Origin of the sequence: Pseudarthrobacter sp. IC2-21, assembly GCF_034048115.1 — a bacterium.
GTDB classification, from domain to species: Bacteria; Actinomycetota; Actinomycetes; order Actinomycetales; family Micrococcaceae; genus Arthrobacter; species Arthrobacter naphthalenicus.
In genome coordinates this window covers 3,608,577-3,628,384 of the sequence record NZ_CP139145.1, presented here as the reverse complement: position 1 = coordinate 3,628,384, position 19,808 = coordinate 3,608,577, and the positions used below count along the sequence as shown (strand labels likewise).

Sequence of the window (19,808 nt, the reverse complement as noted above, 5' to 3'; positions counted from 1 at the left end):
GTCTGGAAGGACATCATGGGCAACGAAGCTTCATGGCAGGAAGTCACCACCAGCGGCCGGTTTGCCGGCAAAACGGTCATTGTCACCGGCGCGGGCTCGGGCATCGGCCAGGCAACCGCGCTGCGCATTGCCAAGGAAGGCGGCCGGGTCATCGCCGCGGACATCAGCAAGGAACGCCTCGACGCCCTTGTGGAAGAAAACGCCGGCCTGGATCTCGTTCCGGTAGCCGGCGACATCTCCACCGAGGAGACGGTGGCCGCTGTTGTCACTGCCGCCGGCGGGCGCGTGGATGCCCTGGCGAATGTGGCGGGCATCATGGACAGGTTTGCCCCGGTTCACGACGTGGACGACGAGACCTGGGACCGGGTCTTCCGGATCAATGTCACGGCCCTCATGCGCCTCACCCGCGCCGTGGTGCCGCTGATGCTCGACGCCGGCAGGGGCTCCGTAGTCAACGTTGCCTCCGAGGCGGGCCTGCGCGGATCCGCCGCGGGCGCCGCCTACACCGCGTCCAAGCATGCCGTGATCGGCCTGACGAAGAACTCGGCCGTGATGTACGGGCCGAAGGGCCTGCGGTTCAATGCCGTGGCTCCGGGCGCCACCATCACGAACATTGTGGCCGACTGGGGATCGCAGCTGGCCGCCGAGCGCCTCGGCCCGCTGATGCAGGCCAACATCCCCGCACCCGCCACGGCCGCGCAGCTCGCCGCATCCATCACGTTCCTCCTCAGCGACGATGGCACCAACGTCAACGGCGCCATCCTGGCCTCCGACGGCGGCTGGTCCGCGCTGTAAATCTGCCGCCTGGGAGCCTCTACTGCCCTCGTCTGATCCCCTCTATGATGAGGCCACACGAGAGGGGGTGGCCGGCATGCGGATGCTTGTCGGATACGCCAGCGCACACGGATCGACGGCCGAGATCGCCCACCGGATCGCCGGTGCTTTGCAGCGGGCGGGCTGGGCGGTCGACGTCAAGGCAGTGCGGGAGATTGCCGATCCCGGTGCCTATGATGCGGTGGTGTTGGGCAGCGCGATCCATAACCAAGCGTGGTTGCCCGAAGCCACGGAGTTTGTCCGCCGCCACCAGGACGTTCTGCGCGAGCGGCCGGTGTGGTTCTTCAGCGTGGGAATGTCCGGCGGCCTGCCCCGGCCCCTGCGTAAACCGGCGCGCGCGGCGCAGGACCGCACGCTGGCTGAAGCGTTGCGGGACGTGGTCCGGCCGCGGGGCCACCGCGTGTTTTCCGGGGCTGCCTGGCAGGACCAGTTCCCGCGCTCGTCCCGGATGCTGGTCCGGGCGATGGGCATCCGCTTCGGTGACTACCGGGACTGGTCCGAAATCGACGCTTGGGCCGTGGACATCGCGGAGCAGTTGGCGCGGGGCACCAGCGAGGCCACCGGCCGCTCGTGACCCCGAAGCGCTGAGGCGGGAGCGAAGGCAGGGGAGCGGCACCAGCGGTGGGCGGACGACGGCGGGGAGTCCCGCCGTCGTCCGCTTGCTCGTTTCGCTGCCGTGACCGCGCGGTCAGCGCTGCGTCACGGCCACGGATATGCTGCGCGGGGGCAGCGTGAAGGTGGCGTTGTTATCGGCGTGGATGACTTTTGAGGACGGCGGCTGGCTGGGATCGGGATAGCCGCCGTTCTTTTGGCCCGGGGTCGGGTGCCAGACGTACTGCTCGGCCGAATACTGGTCGAGCTCGAGGTCTCCTTTAATCACCTCCTGGCCGCCGTTGGTCTTGTGCATCAGCCGAACCTTGAGGGTCCGGTTCGGGTCCTTATTGAACAGAAGCACGCTAAGGGTGCCGTCCGGCCGGCGCAGCGGGTAGGCGGTGACCAGCGGCTGACCCTTGGAGTTGTGGATGTCGCTGGTGGCGGTGTAAACGGTGTGGTTTCCTCCGCCCTTGAGTACCCAGTGTTCATTCACGAGCCTGGCGGCATAGAAGGCGGCCAGCGGCCGGAGGTTCCAGTTGTCATAGAACTGCAGCATCATCAGGTTGCCCCACGAGTTGCACTTCTGGCCTTCTTTTTCCTGGAAGACCCAGTTCGGTTCCAGCCCGTAGTAGTAACTGGTCTCCCCGCCGAGGGTCAGGAAAAGGGCTGCAGTTTCGGCGTTGATCATGGCTCCGGGCAGTTCCAGTTCCACCTGGCCCGCGAAGGAGGAGTACCCGTATTCGGTTATCACTTTGGGGATGTCAGGTGGAAGGCCGGCCTGTTCTTCGCGGGCGAGAAGCTCCTTCAGCAGCTTGGGGTGTTCGGCCAGCGGTGCGCTCGGATCCGCGCACACATCGTCGAAGGGATACCACTCGAAGGAGTAGAAGTCGAAGTCCTCCATCGCGTTGCGCGCCCGCAGATAGGACACAAAGCGGCCGGTCCAGGACCTCACGCCGTTGTCGTTGGGCCAGTGCACCCACGCGGGCAGGGTGGTCTGGTAGCCCGGACCGCCGAACTCCAGGGTGGGGTCGACCTTTTTCATGGCGCTGGCCATTTGCACGTAGAGTGCGCCGTAGTGTTCGGGCTGGGCGAGCTGGCCGTCCGGTTCCTCACCAATCTCCACGCGTTTCACCGGGTAGCCACGCTTCTTGAGGTAGCTCACCAGGGCCGCCGCATCCTCCGGCACACCGTACAGCGCAGGTGCGGGCACCATCATTGGCTGGCCGTTGGTGATGCCGCTGCCGAAAAGCCGCTCGAAGCTTGCGTGTTCGTAGTGTTTGTCGATGTCGGCCACGCTGTGCCAGGGGTCGGTGGAGGAGGTCCACATCTCCGTCTGCCCCTGTGATGCCTCGTGGACCACGTGATCAACGAACCCGTCGGCGGTGGTCTGGCCAATGGCCAGCTCGTTGAGGGCGAACCCCAGTTTGTCGCGGACATCGGTGGAGCCCGCCGGAGCCGTGTCCGAGTCCCGGGTGAGGACAATACGCACATACTGCACAGGCAGGGGTTCCGGTGCGATCCGCACGGTCTGGGAACCGCCGGCGCCCTCATGGGCGCTCTGCGGAAAATCCACCCATTTTCCGTCGTCCACCGGGAAATGCGCGTCCTTGCCGGACCAGTACTGCACCTTGAACGCGGCGGCGTAGGGGGTGCCCCAGTCGAACTGGACGGTGTCTATGGGAACTGCCTGACGGAACACCGCCATAATCCATTGCGGATTCCGGTCGTCAGCTTCCCCGGTGAAGTGCGAGTCCAAGTACGGGTTGCTCTTCCAAAAGGTGGCGGGGTTACCGTCGGAGAGCCGGGAATAGCCGTCGTTTTTGGCCTGATCAATGGTGTTTCCGCGGCGGGGAAGCCGGTAGCCCTGCGACGCCCGGTAATCGTCTAGTGGTTCATCTGATGACACCCAGTACCCCTGCTGGGCAGCTGCGTCACTCCATGTTCCGCGGGGATTCCAGTGCCAGGCCTTGACGCCGAGTTCCGTTCGGAGGCGGTAGCTGATCGGTCCGAAACCGGCCGTTTTCATCGCTTGAACGTTTTTGGGGGTCCAGACCCTGTCGATCTCGCCTTCCTCCAGGCCGTCCACGCCGGCGCCGAGGGCCAACGTTCCCGGGAACTGGTTGACCGCCGTGTCCAGGTCGATGCTGATGGTTGCGTCCACGGGCGGCAGGGGTTCGGGTTCGGCCACACCGGGTACCACAATGCCCAAAACCACTCCCGTGGTGATGACCCCCGCCAGGGCTACGAGGGCGATTTTCCCCCGGCGTTTCTTGGGTTGCGGGTCAGGCGCCGGGGCTGGGGGCGGATGTTCCGGAATCTGGTGATTCATTGGTTCTCCTCGCGATAGGCGGGAGGCGAGAACCAGCAGTCCCCGAAGCCCCCCTCGTCTCCTTTGACGCCCCAGACGCACTGTGATGCTACGGAAGGACGGTGGGCGGGCGCACGAGTAATCACTACCCAATTGATCTGCAGGGGGCTACTTGCGGGGGCGGCACCACGGAAAGCGGACGACGGCGGGCCTCCCGCCGTCGTCCGTTCAAGATTCCATTGTGGTCACCCACGAACAGGGCCACCATGATCCTATGAATGCTGAACCAGCTCAGACGACCGAACTCAACCTGCCCCAGGCCTTCCTCCTGCTTGCAACGAATGACACCACCGGCAAACCTGAAGTGCCGGTGTATGCCCTCAGAACCACTCTGGCCGGGGCCATCCTGGCCGAGCTGGACCTGATCGGTGCAGTCGAGCTGCAGGGGAAGCACGTCGTGGCGACCGACACCTCCCCGGCAACGTCCCTCCAGCGTGAGCTGGACATTATCCGGGGAAAGTCCCGGCCGCACAGTCCCAAGCGCTGGGTTTCCATGCTGGAGGGCCGTGCCGAGGTGCAGCGCGTCTATGAGGGTCTGGAATCACTGGGCATCGTGGAACAGGTAGGTGAAAAGCACCTCGGCGCGTTCCGGACCGTGCGGTACCCCGAGAAGGACCATGCGCCGGAGGCGGCGCTCCGGAAAAGGATCGAGGCCGCCCTCAGCGGCCCGCACTCCGATCTCGAGTTGCCGGACACCACGGTTCCGATCGACGCTTCCGTTACGGGGACGCCCCAGTCCGGTACCCCCGTTGCCGCGGCCGGTCCGGGCGCCCCCGATGCCAGGACCATCGTGCTCATCGCGTTGCTTCAGGCGGCCGGACTGCTCGGAAAGCTTTTCCCCGCAGCAGATCTCACCAAGGCAGACGAGCTGGCCAAGGATTATTGGCCAGCCCGCGCTGTGGAGGACGAACTTAGGATGATCAGGCTGGCAGAACAGGAAGCTGCAACGTTGTGACAGCGCCGTGATGACACGGGCTGCGGTGGTGGATTACAGGTAGCCCTTGACGCTCGCGCGCAGGGCTTCGGTGTGCTCGTATATTTCTTCCAGCGAGCTGATCGGCACGCGCGTTTCTTCCTTGTTGTCATCGAAAAGTCCGATGTACTTCTGGGTGCGGTTGAAATGCAGGCGAGCAATGGGTTTGCGGTTGTTATCGTCCAGGAGCACCGCGAAGTAGGACTTGGCATCCCGCTGCGAGACGCGGGCCGGCTTGACCTCACTGCAGACGATGGCCCGGACGATCTGGTAGCCCTCGATTTCCTCCAGCGTTGTTTCCAGGCCGTCCGCCTCAGCGAGGTCGGCTTCGGCAACAGGTGCACTGGTGACAAGGGCGGCCACTGCTGCATCGTCATTTTGCGGAAAGCCGGGGGCACCCAGGGCCTTCTTCAGCCGTTCGTTCACCTGGTCATTCAGGAACTGCTTTGACGCTTTGCCAACAAGGGCGGTGAACTGTTCCCTCACTTTCTGGGTATAGGGGCCCTGATAGACCCGTCCAGTCAGGAACTTGATCCATTCATCCTCCGGCTCCTTGAACTGCGCCGCCAGGCTCCTTTTGAGTTCCCCGATGTATTTCAGTTCACCGGCGGCACTGATGATGGAATCAAGGTCGAAGACGTCTTTGGATAGCTTCTGTAATTCCGGAATGAGTGACTCATCAATATCACTCAGATCAAGCACCAGGAACGGTTTGTCATCCATCCGATTCGGTGCATCGAGGTCAGTGAAAAACTGGTACACCTCACCGTTGGTGAGGATTGCGATCCTGGCGTTGGTGACGGCAAAGTACCGAAACAGCTGGGAAGCATGCTCGATCTTGACGGGCTCGGTGGATTTCTTGCACTCGATCAGGATCTGCACTTCGCTATCCTTGACGATTGCGTAGTCGATCTTCTCGCCCTTCTTCAGCCCCACGTCCGCGATGAACTCCGGAACGACTTCCAGCGGATTGAAGACGTCGTATCCGAGGATTGTGGAAATGGAGGGCATAACAAAGGCATTCTTTGTCGCTTCTTCGGTTTGGATCACATCCCGCTGTTGGCGCACCTTTGCTGCCAATGCCGAAAGTTTCTCTGAAAACTCCATTTGTCCCCCTTGAAAAATGTTGGTGCTGCCAACGGTAGCGCAGGGCAATGACATCTTGCCGTGCAGCGCGCATCGAATTTCTTGGTGATGCATGTTTTCCAACGCGCCGGCCGTCAGGATGGCCGCGCGAAGGGGTCAAAAGACTCGGCTCCCTGGGATCAGGAGCGAGCGGCAAGGGCTCCACCGGGCCACATCACGGCGTTGTGAGCCCGCGGACCCACGCCGGGCTGGGGCGGGCAGCAGCCGGTTCCCGCCGTCGGCCGTCCGGCCGGGCGCTGGGATTAGGGAGGCTTTTAGCTGCGACCTTGCGAATAGGAAAATTTTCACGTTCAAGGGGTCGGAAAAATAAAAGCGCATAGCCGCCCGAGACATCGAGCGAAAATTAGCCAAACCCCTGGTCGGGCTTCAGAAAATTCGCTTGGGACGACTTACGGGGCCTCCTGGCAGGTCCGCCCGGACGGTGCAGGAAAGACCTGACGGTCCGCGGCGGGCTTTTTCCCGAAACTGGCATAAAAAATATAAGTGTGTATGGTATCGGGTAGACACACAGGATAGAAAGGTGGAATTCCATTGTCAGGAAAATCGCCCAAGAGCGGCAGCGTCAAAAAAGCGGGAAAGTCAATTCTCGAAAAGCGCGCCGAAAAAAGAGCTAAAAGTGAAACCAGCGAAATTCAGTTCATAAAGCCGCGCAAAAACCAGCGCTGATCGACCGCGGGCAGCCGAATGTGAGACTCCTAGACCCACTCGGCTGCCCGCCACTCACTTCTCGCCGCCACTTGAGGCCGCAACTGAGATCCACGTTTCAGTCACAAGGACATGACCATGAAGACCACTTTTAACGCCCTGATCGTCCCTGCCCACCTGACGCAACCGGTGCGCATCGAAATTGTGGACACGGAAATGGAAGCACTGCAGAAGCTGGTCGAAGGAAACATTGAATCCCTCACCAGCAAGGACTGGCACGTTTACTTGAACGACGAGGGAAGCCGCCTGCCCCAGAACGTACGGGCCGAAGTCCTGGCCCGTGAAGCGGGCATCTCCCTGGACGACACCCTCAACGGGACCGCCGTGTTCCTCGGCCACGGGGGCCGCAGGAGCGAATCAGACGCCCCGGGTCACCTGATCCGGCTCGCCGAGCAGCTTTTCGACGCGCCGCTCGCGGCGTAGCTTCAGACTCCGCGGCGCCGGAAGCGTCAGAACGAACAGGCCGGCTGCGATCATCGCGGCGCCAAGCCAGCCCGGCGCCGGCAGGCGTTCGCCCACAATCACCACAGCGAGAACGGCCGCCACTACTGTCTCCGAAAGGGACAGGGTGGTGGCCGTGCTCGCGTGAACCCGGGCCAGGCCCCAGCCGAACAGAACATAGCCGGCGAACATGGGCACCAACGCCATGTAGGCACCCACCGCCAGGTTCTGCCAGGACGCAAGGAAGGGCATCCCGGTGATCGCCAGGACCGGCATCAGCAAGAGGCCCCCGGTCCCGAAGACGGCGCCCATCACCGCCCTTGATGGCACGCCTGTGTTAATGACGCGGTGCGCCGCCCATGAGTAGAGGGCATACGTCAGTCCAGCCAGCAGCCCCAGTGCAATCCCTGCCGGAGCCGACCAGGCCGGCACGGACTCCATTGCGGACCGGGGCATGCCCGCGCCGGCGATACAGAGGAGCCCCGCACCAACGACGCCGAGGATCGCACCCCCCACCCAGCGGCGCGTGAACGGCCTCCTGTCCGCCACCCGTTCAATCACAGCAGACGCCAGAGGCGCCGACCCGATGGACACCACCGTCCCCACGGCTACCCCGGCCAGGTGCATGGACGAGTAGAAGGCCAGGGGATAGGCGGCCACGGCCACCGCTCCCAGAGCCACGGTGCGCCACTGGCTCCTCAGGCTGAAGCCGAAAGCCTTCAGCAGACGCCCGGCGACCGCGGCCTGCAGCAAGCCGCCGAAACCCATGGCCGCCGCGCCGATCGCCAAGGGGCTCACATCCGGCGCGAAAGTGGCCGCGGTCCCGGTGGTTCCCCAGAGGACCGATGCGCCCAGAACGAACAGCGCGCCCCAGGCGGACCCGTGGAAACGAGCGGTCGTCACAGGCTGTCCAGCAGGCCGGCCGCGATGTCGCGGGCCTCCCGGACGCAGCGGTCATCACCTTCCAGGCCCGCGCGGACCATGGACCCTTCGAGGAGGAAGGCCAGATGCCGGGCGAGGTGGGCGGCCTGCCCGGCCGGGCCGGGAAGTTCCGCCAGGTGCTGGGCCAGCAACTCCTCCACCTCCTCCTTGTGCCGCCGCACCACAGCGCGTCCCGGGTCGCCGATGGGCAGCTCGGCGGCCGCGTTCAGCAGGCCGCAGCCGCGGAAGCCGTGCTCATACGCGAGGTCGGCGTGGTCGGCGTAGGCATCGAAGACCGCCAGCACGCGGCTCTTTGGGGTGGCCGCTTTTTCCAGCCTTGCCCGGTACAGGCCCAGCCATTCCTCATGCCGCGCGAACAGGTAAGCCGTCACCAGCTCCGCCTTCGACGCGAAGTTGTTGTACAGGCTCTTCTTGGCCACGCCCGCCTCGGCTGTGATGGAGTCGATGCCCGTCCCTGTGAGGCCGTGGGCGTAAAACCGTTTGGCCGCCGCCTCCAGCAGCGCCTCCCGGGCGGGCCGCCGGGAGGGGCGGGTTGTCGGCATCTCTTGTCTCGCTGTCACGGCCGGTCCTTGATCACTTGAGTGGTAGGTAGACCAGTCTACCTACCAAGGTGCCGAAAACGCACGACGGCGACCTCCCGCCGTCGTGCGTTTCAGGGAATATCTGCGGGCGCCTGCGGGACAATCGGGGGCCGGGCTCGGGGGACAAGGGAGGCTGCACCTTCCCGGCACCGGAATACAGTGGGACGATTTCTGTATGAGCGAAGATTACGGTGCCAGCATCCATGACAATGGCCCCCACCAGCACGCGCATGTGGCGCCGACGACGCAGCAAATGCGGACCGTGGGTCAACGCCGCCGCGACGCGGAAGAAAAGCTGGAGCACCATCTCCAGGAGGCCCGGCATAAGGAACACCACGACGAAACTTCCGAGCCCGGAGCGGGGCCGGAAGGCAGACCGGTGGACAGCCAGGACGTCGCGGCCGTTCAGGACGATGACACACTGACTGCCGCTGACCGGGTGGACCTGATCGCCAACCAGGCCATGGCTGATGATCAAGGCTCGCCGGGCAATAGTTAGCTCTGCAGACAACAGTTAAATGAGCCAGGGCCGCCCTTCCAACGGAAGGCCGGCCCTGGCTTGTCCTAGCTGAGCCTAGGTGTTTTGGACGGTGTCCTTGGCGTCGGCGGCGCGGTCTTTGACGTCGGCTGCGGCGAGTTGGCTTTCGGCTTTGACGTTCTGTGTGGCGTCGGTGGCGGTGGCCTTGACGTTTTCCATGGCTTCGCGGGCTGGTTCCTTGAGGCCTTGGGCCATGTCTTTGGCGGCCTCGGTCAGCTCGGTGGTCATGGGCTCGGCGGCGGTCTTCAGGGCGTCGGCAGCTTCGCGTTCCTTCTCGCTGGCGGGGATCAGGGAGGAGAGCAGCATCCCGGCGCCGAACGCGATCAGGCCGGCGGCCAGGGGGTTGCCCTGGGTTTTGGCTTTGACCTGGTGCGGGGCGTCGCCGATGGCGGTGCCGGCGTCGCTGAGCTTAGCCGAGACAGTGTCGGTGGCGTTGTGAACGGACCCTCCGGTGCTGTGCCCGGTCCCCTGGCCCACCGGCTGGCCGGTGTAGGCGTTGGTGTACGCGGGTGTGGCGTCGGTGGTTCCCATGACTTTCTCCTTCACTCCGAACACGGCTTCTTTTACTTTGTCGGTTTGGCGCTGGACGATGTTGGACGGGGTGACTTTGTCCGCGACGGCGTCCACGTTGGTGCCCAGGCGGGCGCGGGTTGCTTCAATGTCTGCACGGATTGCGTCCGGGTTCTCGCTCATCGTTTTACCTCACCGGGTTTCAGGGTTGGGGGGATTTCTGAGAGGGTCTGGCTGGTTTGGGGCAGGCCCTTGACCGCTTTGAGTTCCTTGCGGCCCACGGAGGCCAGGATCGCGGCGATGATGGCCCAGATCACGGCGACGACGACGGCGGACCAGCCCAGTCCCATCAGCTCGCCCAGGGCGTACCAGAGGGCGATCGAGAGGAAGAGCAGGACGAAGTGTCCGGCGACGCCGGCGCCGGCGAGCATGCCGCCGCCTTTGCCGGTTTTGGTGGCGGATTCTTTGAGTTCGGCCTTGGCGAGTTCGACTTCCTGGCGCATCAGGGTGGACAGGTCGCGGGTGACTTCTCCGAGCAGGTCACCGAGCGAGGTGTTGTCCGCCTTCACATGCGCCTCCGAGGGAGGCGGCTCCGGAATGTGGTTACTCACAGGTGGCGTCCTTCCCCTTCAGCGTCCGGGTCCGTGGACGTGGACGGACGGCGCGCAGGATCATCGAACGTGGGCTCGCCGAAGGCCGGTTCGCCGTACGGGGGCTGGGCCGCGCCCGGCTCACCGTACGTGGGCTCACCGAAGGCCGGTTCGCCGTACGCGGGCTGGGCGGCACCCGGCTCACCGTAGGCGGGCTCACCGAAGGCCGGTTCGCCGTACGCGGGCTGGGCGGCACCCGGCTCACCGTAGGCCGGTTCGCCGTAGGTGGGTTCGGCCAGACCCGGATGGCCCACGGCGGGCTCGTCATAGAACGGCGCACCAACTCCGGCCGCTACGCCCTGTCCGGTTAGGCCCTGTCCGGTGGTTGGGTATGCCGCGGGGTTGCCAGGCTGCTGGACTGATGGGGTGGGAGTCCCGGTCGAGGCGGGGGCGCCGGCCTGCAGGCTGCGGCCCAGGCGTCCCGCCAGCACACCTGCGCCTGCGGCAAGCAGAAGGAAGGTGCCGGGGCGGCGGCGGGCGAAGGTCTTGACTTCGTCCAGGAGTGATCCGGGATCGCGGCCGTCAAGCCACGACGCCACGGAATGCGACCGGTCGGCGGCCTGGCGCACCAGGTCCGACGCCACGCCCGGCTCATGGGAGGCGTCCGCCATGGCGCGCAGTTCGGTGGAGATGGAACGCATCCCCTCCGCTACTTTCTGCTGCTGCGTGCCGGCCTGGCTGGTGAGGTCCGATTTGGCCTGGTCCAGGAGGTCCCGGGCGTTCGTCTTCACTTCGGCGGCTACGTTGGCAGCCTCCGTCTTGGCTGTTTGAGCCACGTCCTGTGCCGCACCAGCTGCCTGATTGGCCACGCCTGAAGCCTCTGTTTTGGCGGCGTCCGTTTTTGATGCGGTGCCACCGGGTGCTCCGGCCGGCATGGCCGGGGCCGGGTCCCCGTACTGGTCGAGGGTCGACGGCGATGTCTGGGGCCATTGGTTCTCAGTCATTTGTCGCTCTCTTTCGATGGATCACGTTCTCATTGGATCGCTCTGGCGAGATTGCCGGCGGTGCCGGCTCGGAACGAATAGTAAGCAAGATTACTATTCGATACTAAGCACACTTGCCATCCGCTTTGCAAGGGTTGGTTTTTCCCTCGCCGCGGATCCGGTCAGGGGAGTGGGGTCATCCGGGAGGGAATGCGGCCACTGCCTGACGCGAATCGCGGGCCAGCTTGCCAAGGGGATGATAAGCATGCTTATTGTAGGGGCGTGAACCATGCGTAATCCGCCGACGACGTGCACCGCCGTCGAAGGCACAGACAGCATCGACGTCACTGCGTCGTGTGAACGTCAGAGGCAAGGACGGTTCAGATGAAGAGCAATTCAGAGAGTGATATCCGGGATGGCTACCGCCTCCTCGTCTTGGCAGCACGGTTATTGCAGCGCCGCCAGGATGAGGTGTTGGCGCCCTTGGGGCTGACCCGGGCCGCGGCCATTGCCATGGGCGGCCTCGCTAACGGGCCCCTCAACCAGGAGCAGCTGGCTACATCCATCCATGTCAAAAGCCAGACCATAGGCAGGGTTTTGGAGCGACTCCAGGCTGCGGGTCTGGTCACCAGGACACGCCACCCGCGGGACCGCCGCCAATTCACCATTGGGCTCACGGACGAGGGCCGCGCCCTGTTGCAGTCCGCCCGAGATGCGCAGGCCAACGCCTTCCCCGCCGACGCGCAGGGGTGGCTAAAGCTCCGCACGGAACTTAACAGATTCGTGGACAGCCTTCAGAACCCCGTCTCCACCCCGCCCCGTTCAGCCTCAGGGATGCCCAGTCAATGGGCCAACAAATGACAGGTCCGGCAGGACGGGCAGGCGGCCACTAGCCGGCTCCGGGCATTCCTTAAGGCAGGCGTCATTCCACCTGGCGGCCTCACGCCTTCCCTAAGGAAGCCGTGACGCCTTCAACCTGGCGACCTCGCCTGCCAGGCGGGGCTCCAGGGGCACCGGACTAAGCAGCACTGCCGGACCGCGGTGCAGGAACCCGCCCGTGAGCGGCTGGCAACGTACGCCACCGCGGCCGCGCATCGCTTTGTGGGCGCCGGGAGCGAGTATCTGGTCCATCCACGCGCACGGGTTGGCGGCCCGGCCGGCCCTAAAGCGCACCTCTTGTCCCTGGGATTCCAGCACGAACTCCCCACCAATCAGCGGTGCCAGCTGCGCGCCCCGAAGGACAATATTGCGCCTGGTCAGCAGCGGGTCGAACGGCGCAGCACCCAGTTCCGCTGCCAGCGCTTCGAGCGCCTCGATGGAAATCAGTGTGACTGCCGCGTCCATGTGCGCTGCCTTGCCGAAAAAGCGGTCACCCACGATTCCTTTGCCCGCCACCAGCTCGACAGTTTCGGCGTCCCTGGTGGGGACATCGGCCGCCCCCTCCCGCGCGCGGCCGAAGTAGGCGTGCGCAGGGGACACCAGAAGATGCAGGATGTCGACGTCGTACCGGTGCGTTGCAGTCATGTCCTAAAACTAACCCTCGTTCCCTGGACCTCGCATAGGATCGGAAGCGTGGAACTAACCGAGAGGGAGCTACATGGTCCTTCTGAGGCGGGCAAGCAAGCCGCACACTACTTGAGAGTATGAATCATGGCTTCGAAAAATGACCGCGAATCCGACGTTGACGCGGATGCGGGCCAGCACGGCGGCGTGCAGTCGGTGGACCGGGCCATTGCAGTCCTTGAAATCCTGGCCCGCGACGGCCACGCCGGCGTAAGCGACATCGCCGAGGAGATGGGGATCCATAAATCCACGGTCTCCCGGCTTTTGGGATCGCTGGTGAGCCGGGAGATGGTTCACCAGAACAGTGACCGCGGAAAGTACCAGCTCGGCTTCGGCATCCTGCGGCTGGCCAGCTCCATCCCGGGCCGGCTGAGCCTGGTCCAGGAAGCGCGGCCGGTGATGGAGAGCCTGGCTGACCAGTTCAAGGAAACCGTGAACCTCGCCGTGCTGCGCTCCAACTACGCCGTCAACGTGGACCAGGCAATGGGGCCTTCCACGCTGGCAACGTACGACTGGGTGGGCAGCCTGACCCCGCTGCACGCAACCTCAAGCGGAAAGGTCCTGCTGGCGGCGCTGTCCGCGGACGAACGGGACCGGATCCTGAAAGAGACAGGGCTGCCGGCAAGGACCCCGCGGACCATCACCAACCGGGCCAAGCTTGAGAACGAACTGATCAGCATCGCCCGCAACGGCTACGGCGTCACGCTGGAGGAATTCGAGATCGGCATCAACTCCCTGTCCGTACCGGTGTACAACCACCAGGGAACGGTCATTGGCGCCATCAGCATCTCCGGCCCCGCCTTCCGCTTCGACCCCGAGAAGGAGCCGGGACTCGTCGAAGGAATGAAGGAGGCCGGCATCCAGGTCAGCGCGAGGATGGGCTACACCCGGCGCTAACTGCATGCCGCGCCCGGAACGCAGATAAGCACCCCGGACAGAAGTCCGGGGTGCTTATCTGCGCAAGGCACCGCCGTCGGCGAAGCCAGCTCGACGAACCCTGGCTGCCAACGGTTGGCTTGGCGAACCCTAGGAGGCGCGGCTTGCCGGTGACTCGTACCGTTTGAGGGTTTCAGCCCGTTCCTCCAGCGGCGCGGTCTCGGCGGTGAGGCCTATCCGCACTTCACCGGTCGGGGCGATGTCACCCACCTTTTCCTGAACCCAATCGTGGAAAGCGGCAATGTGGTGCTCGCTCGGGACCAGTACGCCGCCCTTGGCGTAGGTCTTCGAAGCCATGCCGGGCTGGCAGCGTTCGCAGGCGTCGAAGTCCTGCATGTTGACCCGGTGGAACAGTTCCACCGAGGCCGTGACATCCTTGCCGCTCTCAACCACCGAGGGCAGGTACAGCCAGTCGCATTCAACAATGGTGTGGTCTGCGGACATCGGGAACATGCGGTGGATGATCACGTGGTCCGGCACCAGATTCACAAACACGGTGGGCTTGATGGTGATGGCGTAGTAGCGCCGGTCCTGGTCCTCGCCCACGCCGGGAATGATGTCCAGGCCTTCGGAACCGTCGATGGTGAAGCCCTTGATCTCGTCCCCGAACTCCGCGCCGTGGCCCACGAAGTACTGGGCGGCCAGGCCGTCGGCGAACTCCGGCAGGACCTCGGTCAGTTCCGGGTGGATGGTGGCACAGTGGTAGCACTCCATGAAGTTCTCGATGATGAGCTTCCAGTTCGCCTTCACGTCGTAGCGGATGCGGCGGCCCAGGCTGAGGTTGGCCACGTCGTAGCCTTCGATTGCCTTCAGATCGCCGAGCCGCTCCTCAATGGCGCCCATGACTTCCTCTTCGAACGACGGCGGCTCATCGGCCAGGCACACCCACACGTAGCCGAGGTACTCGCGGATGTGCACTTTCGCCAGGCCGTACTCGTCCCGATCAATATCGGGCATCTTGGTCAGGTTGGGCGCGGCGATGAGCTTGCCCTCAAAATCGTAGGTCCAGGCGTGGTAGGGGCACTGGAACGAGCGGGAGGCTTCACCCTGCTCCTCCATGCACAGCTTCACGCCGCGGTGCCTGCAGACGTTGTAGAACGCCCGGATGGCGCCCTTGCGGGTCCGGCTGATCAGCACACTTTCCCGCCCGATCTGCACGGTTTTCCAGGCACCGGCCTTGTCCAGGTCCGCGGACCGAATGGCGCAGAACCACATCTGTTCGAAGATCCGCTCCTGCTCGGCCCGGAATACGGCCTCATCCACGTAGGTGTAGCCGGGCAGGGTGGGGATCAGACTCGGGGCACTAACCTCAACAGACAATTTGTCCTCCTTACGAACAAAAGATCAACAGCAAAACTTGGTGGGTAGGTATTGGTACGGGGGTGGAATTGGCAGTTAATGCACGACGGCGGCTCCCACGAGTGCGGGGGCAGGCGCCGCAAGGCTGCGGCGCCACTTGGTAAAGAGCCGGGGCTGGTTCATGCCGAGGACGGCAATTGGAACATCGGCCCGGTAGTAGACGGCGAGGCAACTGTGAGTTTGCGGGTCGCCGGCCTCGATCTCGAGCCGGTCGTACCCCGCTGAGTGGCCGGCGAACTGCAGCTTGACGCCGTGCTGGTCGGACCAGAAATAGTGTGGTTTCGCCGGTTTTGACGTGGCGCCGGCGTCCAGCAGGGCTTCAACGGCAACGGCCGGCCGTTCCAGGGCGCAGGTCCAGTGCTCCATCCGGCGGTGCAGCCCCACCTCGGCGTCGAACCAGGCGGCGCAGTCACCCACGGCAACGATCCCCGGCGCGCTGGTACGGCCCATGGCATCGCACACCACCCCGCCGCACAGCTCCAGGCCGGAGCCTTCAAGCCACTCGGTATTGGGTTCGGCGCCAATGCCTACCACCACAACATCGGTGCCCACATAGCGCCCTCCCTGCAGCCGGAGGCCTGTCACGTTGCCTTCGCCGCTGTAGAAGTCCTCAATAACGGCGGAGGAAATGAGTTCCACCCCGTTTGCGGCGTGAAGCCCGCCCACCAGCCCGCCCATCTCAGTTCCGAGTTGGGCTGCGAACGGTACCGGCTTGGTGTCGATGATCGTGACGTCCATGCCCCGCGATGCGGCCGCGGCGGCAACCTCCGCGCCGATGAAGCCGGCGCCGATGACTGCCATTCTGCTGCCAGGCACCAGTTCGGGAGCAAGGTCCTGGGCGTCAGCGAGCGTGCGAAGGGTAAAGACGTTGCTGAGCCCGGCCAGAGTGGGGAGCTGCCGCGCCCTTGCCCCGGTGCTGATGACGATGCCATCGGCTTGGACGGTGCTGCCGTCTTTCAGGCGGATGCTCCGGGACCCGGCATCGAGGGAGGCTGCTCCGCTGCCCAGAAGCCATTCAGCTTCCAGCCCGTCGTCGTCGCACTCTAAAGAAAGGTCCTCTGCCGTCACCCGGCCAAGCAGGAACTCCTTGGAGAGCGGGGGTCGATCGTACGGCCGGTGGGGTTCATCGCCAATGATGACCAACCTGCCGGTGAAACCTTGGGCCCGGGCGGCCCGGGCGGCTGAGAGGCCTGACAGGGAAGCCCCCACAATAGCTAGCGTCTTCATTTCGACGTCCTCTTTCAATTGCTTCTTACGCAACAACAATCGCCATGTGCAACAGACTGAGCTACGCCACCGCCGCTGTCAAGGGTCCGCGCAATAAGCGCCGGGCCCTGCGCAACAGAAGGGAAAAGCCTTGACAAGCAGTGTGAGCTACCCCACTCTGTTGCTTATAGCGATTGCTGTTGTCCAATGCGGAACACCCGCGGACGGCAATTGCGTATCGAGATCCCCCAACAAAGAAGAGGTCCCTCATGCACAAGGCATGCCCGCTCAGCGAACTGGCGCCCGGGGAAGCGCTCCGCCTGAACACGTCACCGCCCATCGCCGTCTTCCACACTGAAGAAGGCGAACTCTTCGCCATTGACGACACATGTACCCACCAGGATGCGTCCCTGGCCGACGGCTGGGTGGAGGACTGCTGGGTTGAATGCCCGCTCCATGCGTCACGGTTCAACCTCCGCACCGGGAGCGTCGACGCGCCGCCCGCCAAGCTGCCGGTCCGTTCCCACGAAGTATCAGTGATCGATGGCGACATCATGATCACCGAATCCACGGAGGCCCCCAACCTTCCCCCCGGACTGACAGTGGACGGCCACGTCTAGCAGCCCATGAATCCGAACAAAGGACTTGCTCATGGCTTTGAACAGTGAAACCCGGCCGGACAATGACGTCTTGGACGAATCAGACCTCCTCCCCACATACGGCCCAGGGTCGGAGGCAGAGGACACCGAACTGATCATGCAGGAACTCCGCCGGACCCGCGCCGAACAGGCTGTGGCCAAGCGGCGGAACAGTAAACTCACCCTCGACAAGGCAACCTTCGGCATCACCGGTGCCGTTGCCCTGGCCTTCGTGGCCTGGGGCTTCCTCGGCCGGGACAGCCTGGCCGCCACCTCTACACTCGCCCTCGACTGGGTCATGGAATACACCGGCTGGCTCTTTATGGTCCTGGCCTCGTTGTTTGTTGTCTTCGTCCTCTGGCTGGCCCTGGGTAAATGGGGCAACATCCCGCTGGGCAAGGACGGCGAAAAGCCCGAGTTCAAGACGGTCTCCTGGATCTCGATGATGTTCGCGGCCGGCATGGGCATCGGCCTGATGTTCTACGGCGTCGCGGAGCCGCTCTACCACTACATCTCGCCGCCGCCCGGAACCGTGGACGGGCGCACTCCCGCAGCCATCCAGACGGCCATGGCCACGTCAATCTTCCACTGGACCCTCCATCCCTGGGCCATGTACGCGGTGGTTGGCATCGCCATGGCCTATGGCACCTACCGCCTGGGCCGCCGGCAGCTGATTTCCGCGGCCTTTACATCCCTGTTCGGACTCCGGGCAGTGGAAGGGCCGGTGGGTAAGTTCATCAACATCCTGGCGATCTTTGCCACGCTTTTCGGTACGGCAGCCTCCCTGGGCCTTGGCGCACTGCAGATCGGCAGCGGCCTGACATCGAACGGCTGGATCGGCGAAATCGGCACCCCCGTCCTGGTGGCCATCGTCGCCATCCTGACGGCCTGTTTCGTTGCCTCGGCCGTGTCCGGGATCAGCCGCGGCATCCAGTGGCTCTCCAACATCAACATGGTCCTGGCCGTGGTCTTGGCAGTCATCGTCTTCATCGCCGGGCCCACCCTGTTCATCCTCAACCTCATCCCCGCCGCCGTGGGCGACTACGCAAGGGACCTTGCCGAAATGTCCTCCCGCACCGAAGCAGTCGGTGACGAGGCGCTGCGCAAGTGGATGTCCGGCTGGACCATCTTCTACTGGGCCTGGTGGGTGTCATGGACTCCCTTTGTCGGCATGTTCATTGCCCGGATCAGCCGGGGCCGGACCATCCGCCAGTTCGTTACCGGCGTCCTGCTGGTCCCCAGCATTGTCAGCGTCATCTGGTTCGCCATCTTTGGCGGCACGGCCTTCCATGTCCAGCAGGAAGCGGACAAAGCCGGCACCCCCGGACTGGTTTCCATGGCCAACGGGACGCCGTCCATCGACTTTGACGGAGCACTGTTCGACCTTGTGAAGAACATGTCCATGCCTGCCTGGCTGACCGCCGCGGTCATCATCCTGGCCATGGTCCTGGTGGCCATCTTCTTCATCACCGGTGCCGACTCGGCGTCGATCATCATGGCGTCACTGAGCTCCAACGGTTCCGCCGACCCGAAGCGTGGCCTGGTCATCTTCTGGGGACTCCTCACGGGAGCGGTGGCGGCAGTCATGCTGCTGGCCGGCGGCGACGAGCCCTCCGAGGCGCTGTCCGGACTGCAGCGGATCACCATTGTGGCGGCCCTGCCGTTCGTGCTGGTCATGCTGCTGCTGTGCTTCGCCATCGTCAAGGATTTGCGCCGGGATCCGCTCTCACTCCGACGGCGGCTGGCTGACTCAGTGGTGGAGCGCGCCATCCGCACGGGCGTAGACCAGCACGGCGGAGCCCAGTTCGATCTCGTGACCAAACACGAATGCGGCGAACGCTGCCCGGACGGCAGCCGCTGCCCCGGCGATGCCCCCAACGCCGAGTCCGCCACGCCCACCCCCACCTTTTAGGAGCAAACCGTGACCATCCTTCTTGAGAGCCGGGCCCCGGGCAACGCCACCGCCGCGGCCGGCACCGCAACGGCGGCAGCCTCCACCCGCCCCGCCCAACTCGTTCTCACCTTGTCCTGCCCCGAGCAGCCCGGAATCGTCCGGGCAGTGACGGCCTTCCTGGCGGACCGCGGCTTCGACATCGTGGAGCACCAGCAGTTCGACGATCACGTCAGCGGAAAGCTGTACCTGCGCACCGCCTTCACCGGCGGCGGTTTCGAAGAGCCAAGCCACGGGGCGGAGGGGGACAGCCACCAGAACGTGGACACCCTCACCGCGGCCTTCGCACCCATCGCCGGCGAGTTCGGCATGGACTTCACCATCCACGACGGCCGGCCGCAGCGCCTGCTGGTGATGGTCTCGAAGTTCGGGCACTGCCTCAATGACCTCATCTTCAGGTGGCAGGCAGGCAGCCTCGGTGCGGAGATCGCCGTCGTGGTTTCCAACCATGAGGACCTGCGCCCCATGGCGGAGGCCGCCGGACTGACCTTCATCCACGTCCCGGTGACGGCAGCCACCAAACCCGAAGCCGAGGCCCGGCTCCTGGAACTCGTGGCCGAGTACGACGCTGACCTGGTGGTCCTGGCCCGCTACATGCAGGTGCTCTCCAACGACCTCTGCAGCAGCCTCCGCGGCCGCGCCATCAACATCCACCACTCGTTCCTGCCCGGCTTCAAAGGTGCCAAGCCCTACCACCAGGCGTACGACCGCGGCGTGAAGCTCGTCGGAGCCACCGCGCACTACGTCACCGCGGACCTGGATGAGGGCCCCATCATCGAGCAGGAAGTCTTCCGGGTGGATCACAGCCTGGACGCCGACGCCCTGGTGACCGTGGGCCGCGACGCCGAAACACAGGCGCTGTCCCGGGCGGTCAAGTGGCACTGCCAGCACCGCGTCCTGCTCAACAACACCCGCACCGTCGTCTTCCGCTAACGCGGGCGTCCGCCAAA

General features: G+C 64.5%; 20 protein-coding genes. 10 read left to right on the top strand and 10 right to left on the bottom strand.

Going from position 1 to position 19,808, the window contains the following annotated elements; translation table 11 throughout:
• Nucleotides 1-15 precede the first annotated feature (15 nt).
• Together SBP01_RS16785 and SBP01_RS16780 are read left to right on the top strand one after the other, a co-directional pair.
• Nucleotides 16-795, top strand: coding sequence for an SDR family NAD(P)-dependent oxidoreductase (locus SBP01_RS16785; protein ID WP_320536583.1), 780 nt, complete (start codon nt 16-18; stop codon nt 793-795).
• A 76-nt stretch (nt 796-871) separates the two neighbouring features.
• Complete coding sequence (locus tag SBP01_RS16780) at nt 872-1,408, top strand: flavodoxin domain-containing protein (RefSeq protein WP_320536582.1); 537 nt, start codon at nt 872-874, stop codon at nt 1,406-1,408.
• A 114-nt stretch (nt 1,409-1,522) separates the two neighbouring features.
• On the opposite strand, the gene SBP01_RS16775 is transcribed toward SBP01_RS16780, so the two are convergent.
• Nucleotides 1,523-3,757 carry a discoidin domain-containing protein gene (locus SBP01_RS16775; protein WP_320536581.1) on the bottom strand — a complete coding sequence of 745 codons (2,235 nt, stop codon included), beginning with the start codon at nt 3,755-3,757 and terminating at the stop codon, nt 1,523-1,525.
• A gap of 253 nt (nt 3,758-4,010) precedes the next feature.
• Between SBP01_RS16775 and SBP01_RS16770 the strand changes: the two genes are divergently transcribed.
• Complete coding sequence (locus SBP01_RS16770; RefSeq protein WP_320536580.1) at nt 4,011-4,751, top strand: GOLPH3/VPS74 family protein; 741 nt, start codon at nt 4,011-4,013, stop codon at nt 4,749-4,751.
• Nucleotides 4,752-4,784: 33 nt separating this feature from the next.
• Here the strand turns inward: SBP01_RS16770 and SBP01_RS16765 are convergent, their stop codons facing one another.
• Nucleotides 4,785-5,876: a type I restriction endonuclease gene (locus tag SBP01_RS16765; protein ID WP_320536579.1), complete on the bottom strand. Its 1,092-nt coding sequence runs from the start codon at nt 5,874-5,876 to the stop codon at nt 4,785-4,787.
• Between the two features lie 822 nt (nt 5,877-6,698).
• Here SBP01_RS16765 and SBP01_RS16760 point away from each other — a divergent pair.
• Nucleotides 6,699-7,043, top strand: coding sequence for a DUF3846 domain-containing protein (locus tag SBP01_RS16760; protein ID WP_275214936.1), 345 nt, complete (start codon nt 6,699-6,701; stop codon nt 7,041-7,043).
• Here SBP01_RS16760 and SBP01_RS16755 read toward each other — a convergent pair.
• Together SBP01_RS16755 and SBP01_RS16750 are read right to left on the bottom strand one after the other, a co-directional pair.
• Nucleotides 6,978-7,964 (bottom strand): DMT family transporter, encoded by a 987-nt coding sequence (locus SBP01_RS16755; protein ID WP_275214937.1) that lies wholly within the window; start codon nt 7,962-7,964, stop codon nt 6,978-6,980. The two genes, SBP01_RS16760 and SBP01_RS16755, sit on opposite strands and share 66 nt — an antisense overlap.
• Entirely contained in the window at nt 7,961-8,545 is a 585-nt protein-coding gene (locus tag SBP01_RS16750) for a TetR/AcrR family transcriptional regulator (protein WP_320538375.1), read from the bottom strand. The genes SBP01_RS16755 and SBP01_RS16750 overlap by 4 nt, the downstream gene beginning before the upstream one ends.
• A 214-nt stretch (nt 8,546-8,759) precedes the next feature.
• On the opposite strand from SBP01_RS16750, the gene SBP01_RS16745 reads away from it, so the two are divergent.
• Entirely contained in the window at nt 8,760-9,083 is a 324-nt protein-coding gene (locus SBP01_RS16745) for a hypothetical protein (protein WP_320536578.1), read from the top strand.
• Between the two features lie 75 nt (nt 9,084-9,158).
• Here the strand turns inward: SBP01_RS16745 and SBP01_RS16740 are convergent, their stop codons facing one another.
• The 3 genes from SBP01_RS16740 to SBP01_RS16730 are packed head-to-tail and all read right to left on the bottom strand — an operon-like array spanning nt 9,159 to nt 11,226.
• Nucleotides 9,159-9,815: a DUF3618 domain-containing protein gene (locus SBP01_RS16740; RefSeq protein ID WP_320536577.1), complete on the bottom strand. Its 657-nt coding sequence runs from the start codon at nt 9,813-9,815 to the stop codon at nt 9,159-9,161.
• Nucleotides 9,812-10,243 carry a phage holin family protein gene (locus SBP01_RS16735; RefSeq protein WP_320536576.1) on the bottom strand — a complete coding sequence of 144 codons (432 nt, stop codon included), beginning with the start codon at nt 10,241-10,243 and terminating at the stop codon, nt 9,812-9,814. The genes SBP01_RS16740 and SBP01_RS16735 overlap by 4 nt, the downstream gene beginning before the upstream one ends.
• Nucleotides 10,240-11,226: a hypothetical protein gene (locus SBP01_RS16730; RefSeq protein ID WP_320536575.1), complete on the bottom strand. Its 987-nt coding sequence runs from the start codon at nt 11,224-11,226 to the stop codon at nt 10,240-10,242. Before SBP01_RS16730 ends, SBP01_RS16735 begins: the two co-directional genes overlap by 4 nt.
• A 363-nt stretch (nt 11,227-11,589) precedes the next feature.
• Here SBP01_RS16730 and SBP01_RS16725 point away from each other — a divergent pair, with 363 nt between their 5' ends.
• Nucleotides 11,590-12,066 carry a MarR family transcriptional regulator gene (locus SBP01_RS16725; protein ID WP_275215572.1) on the top strand — a complete coding sequence of 159 codons (477 nt, stop codon included), beginning with the start codon at nt 11,590-11,592 and terminating at the stop codon, nt 12,064-12,066.
• Between the two features lie 90 nt (nt 12,067-12,156).
• Here the strand turns inward: SBP01_RS16725 and SBP01_RS16720 are convergent, their stop codons facing one another.
• Complete coding sequence (locus SBP01_RS16720) at nt 12,157-12,729, bottom strand: MOSC domain-containing protein (RefSeq protein ID WP_320536574.1); 573 nt, start codon at nt 12,727-12,729, stop codon at nt 12,157-12,159.
• Nucleotides 12,730-12,855: 126 nt separating this feature from the next.
• Here SBP01_RS16720 and SBP01_RS16715 point away from each other — a divergent pair, with 126 nt between their 5' ends.
• Nucleotides 12,856-13,665, top strand: a complete 810-nt coding sequence (locus SBP01_RS16715) for an IclR family transcriptional regulator (RefSeq protein ID WP_275215570.1) — start codon at nt 12,856-12,858, stop codon at nt 13,663-13,665.
• 129 nt (nt 13,666-13,794) lie between these two features.
• On the opposite strand, the gene SBP01_RS16710 is transcribed toward SBP01_RS16715, so the two are convergent.
• Nucleotides 13,795-15,024, bottom strand: coding sequence for an aromatic ring-hydroxylating dioxygenase subunit alpha (locus SBP01_RS16710; protein WP_320536573.1), 1,230 nt, complete (start codon nt 15,022-15,024; stop codon nt 13,795-13,797).
• A 75-nt stretch (nt 15,025-15,099) separates the two neighbouring features.
• On the bottom strand, nt 15,100-16,290 hold the full coding sequence (locus SBP01_RS16705; RefSeq protein ID WP_320536572.1) for an NAD(P)/FAD-dependent oxidoreductase: 1,191 nt from the start codon (nt 16,288-16,290) through the stop codon (nt 15,100-15,102).
• A 248-nt stretch (nt 16,291-16,538) separates the two neighbouring features.
• Here SBP01_RS16705 and SBP01_RS16700 point away from each other — a divergent pair, with 248 nt between their 5' ends.
• Genes SBP01_RS16700 through purU form a run of 3 tightly spaced genes read left to right on the top strand, consistent with a single transcriptional unit; the run spans nt 16,539 to nt 19,791 of the window.
• Nucleotides 16,539-16,889, top strand: coding sequence for a bifunctional 3-phenylpropionate/cinnamic acid dioxygenase ferredoxin subunit (locus tag SBP01_RS16700; RefSeq protein WP_275215567.1), 351 nt, complete (start codon nt 16,539-16,541; stop codon nt 16,887-16,889).
• Nucleotides 16,890-16,920: 31 nt separating this feature from the next.
• Nucleotides 16,921-18,819 (top strand): BCCT family transporter, encoded by a 1,899-nt coding sequence (locus SBP01_RS16695; protein WP_320536571.1) that lies wholly within the window; start codon nt 16,921-16,923, stop codon nt 18,817-18,819.
• Nucleotides 18,820-18,828: 9 nt separating this feature from the next.
• Nucleotides 18,829-19,791 (top strand): formyltetrahydrofolate deformylase, encoded by a 963-nt coding sequence (purU, locus tag SBP01_RS16690; protein ID WP_320536570.1) that lies wholly within the window; start codon nt 18,829-18,831, stop codon nt 19,789-19,791.
• The last annotated feature ends 17 nt before the right edge of the window (nt 19,792-19,808 follow it).

Coding starts and splice junctions, on each gene's coding strand:
- SBP01_RS16785 (WP_320536583.1), top strand. CDS start 16: ATGGGCAACGAAGCTTCATGGCAGGAAGTCACCACCAGCGGCCGGTTT.
- SBP01_RS16705 (WP_320536572.1), bottom strand. CDS start 16,290: ATGAAGACGCTAGCTATTGTGGGGGCTTCCCTGTCAGGCCTCTCAGCC.
- SBP01_RS16725 (WP_275215572.1), top strand. CDS start 11,590: ATGAAGAGCAATTCAGAGAGTGATATCCGGGATGGCTACCGCCTCCTC.
- SBP01_RS16760 (WP_275214936.1), top strand. CDS start 6,699: ATGAAGACCACTTTTAACGCCCTGATCGTCCCTGCCCACCTGACGCAA.
- SBP01_RS16695 (WP_320536571.1), top strand. CDS start 16,921: ATGGCTTTGAACAGTGAAACCCGGCCGGACAATGACGTCTTGGACGAA.
- SBP01_RS16775 (WP_320536581.1), bottom strand. CDS start 3,757: ATGAATCACCAGATTCCGGAACATCCGCCCCCAGCCCCGGCGCCTGAC.
- SBP01_RS16765 (WP_320536579.1), bottom strand. CDS start 5,876: ATGGAGTTTTCAGAGAAACTTTCGGCATTGGCAGCAAAGGTGCGCCAA.
- SBP01_RS16740 (WP_320536577.1), bottom strand. CDS start 9,815: ATGAGCGAGAACCCGGACGCAATCCGTGCAGACATTGAAGCAACCCGC.
- SBP01_RS16730 (WP_320536575.1), bottom strand. CDS start 11,226: ATGACTGAGAACCAATGGCCCCAGACATCGCCGTCGACCCTCGACCAG.
- SBP01_RS16700 (WP_275215567.1), top strand. CDS start 16,539: ATGCACAAGGCATGCCCGCTCAGCGAACTGGCGCCCGGGGAAGCGCTC.
- SBP01_RS16745 (WP_320536578.1), top strand. CDS start 8,760: ATGAGCGAAGATTACGGTGCCAGCATCCATGACAATGGCCCCCACCAG.
- SBP01_RS16715 (WP_275215570.1), top strand. CDS start 12,856: ATGGCTTCGAAAAATGACCGCGAATCCGACGTTGACGCGGATGCGGGC.
- SBP01_RS16720 (WP_320536574.1), bottom strand. CDS start 12,729: ATGACTGCAACGCACCGGTACGACGTCGACATCCTGCATCTTCTGGTG.
- SBP01_RS16780 (WP_320536582.1), top strand. CDS start 872: ATGCGGATGCTTGTCGGATACGCCAGCGCACACGGATCGACGGCCGAG.
- SBP01_RS16770 (WP_320536580.1), top strand. CDS start 4,011: ATGAATGCTGAACCAGCTCAGACGACCGAACTCAACCTGCCCCAGGCC.
- SBP01_RS16750 (WP_320538375.1), bottom strand. CDS start 8,545: ATGCCGACAACCCGCCCCTCCCGGCGGCCCGCCCGGGAGGCGCTGCTG.